Origin of the sequence: Mesorhizobium sp. M1A.F.Ca.IN.020.06.1.1, assembly GCF_004023265.1 — a bacterium.
Taxonomy (GTDB): Bacteria; Pseudomonadota; Alphaproteobacteria; order Rhizobiales; family Rhizobiaceae; genus Mesorhizobium.
The window spans coordinates 1-977 of the sequence record NZ_RZSR01001443.1; the positions used below are offsets into that span (position 1 = coordinate 1).

A 977-nucleotide genomic window follows, 5' to 3' on the forward strand; every position below is an offset into this window, starting at 1 on the left:
GATGTATGATGCCGCGCGGCTGGCGATGGCCGATCTCGGCGACAAGCTGGTGACGCTGACGATCGAGGACACGCGCGGCGACAGCGGCTATGCCAAGGACCTGGCGGTGAAGGCGATCACCTCGGGCGGCGTGAGAATCGTCATCGGGCCGGCCGAGCTTGCGGCGGCGCAGCACCTTGCCAAGCTCTCCGGCACGCAGCGGCCGCCGGTGCTGGCGTTGGCCGACAATTTCGCCGGCGGCCCCGGCGTCTATTCGGTGCGGCTCAGCGAAGCCGACAGCGCGGCGGCGGGCGCGGCAGCGGTCGCCAGCAAGGGCGCCAAGAAATTCGTGCTCCTGGTGCCGGCGGGCGCGAACGCCGGCGCCGTCGAGGCGCGGGTCGCCAACGCGCTCAGCATCTATGGCGCGACGCTTGCCGTGACGCTTCCCTATTCGGCGTCGGACGCCGCCAAGGTGGTGTCGGACATGGGCTCGCTGGTCGAGGCGCCCGACGCCGTCGTCGTCGCCAGCGGCGACGGCAGCCCTGTCGCTGTGCTGGCGGCGCTTAAGGCGAAGGGTATTCCTGGCAAGGCCGTGAACCTGATCGGCACCGAGCGCTGGCTCGAGCGCCCGATCGATCCGCTCTATGAGGGCGCCTATATCGCGACGCTCGACCAGAGCGAGAGCGGACCGATCGCCGACCGTTTCAAAGCGACCTACAACTACCAGCCCGACGTCAACGTCGCCTACGCATACGATATGGTGGCGATGTCGGCCGGCATAGCAAGCTCGGTCGGCCCGAACGGTTTCTCCAAACAGGTGCTCGAGAACGCCAGCGGCTTCCGCGGCTCGACCGGCCTGTTCCGCTTCCGCGCCGACGGCTCGAGCCAAAGATCGATGCCATTTTTCAAGGTGGAGAAAGGTAGACTGAAGCTGGTGGAGAAACAGACCGCGGGGTTTTGAAAGCGCTGGCTAGTTAAGCTGCCCTAGAACCCCGGAG

At 67.0% G+C, this 977-nt stretch carries 1 protein-coding gene; it reads left to right on the forward strand.

What is annotated here, in order from left to right; genetic code table 11:
- The coding region (locus EOA60_RS34715) for an ABC transporter substrate-binding protein (protein WP_128312716.1) at positions 1-940 on the forward strand (940 nt) is incomplete at its 5' end.
- Positions 941-977 lie beyond the last annotated feature (37 nt).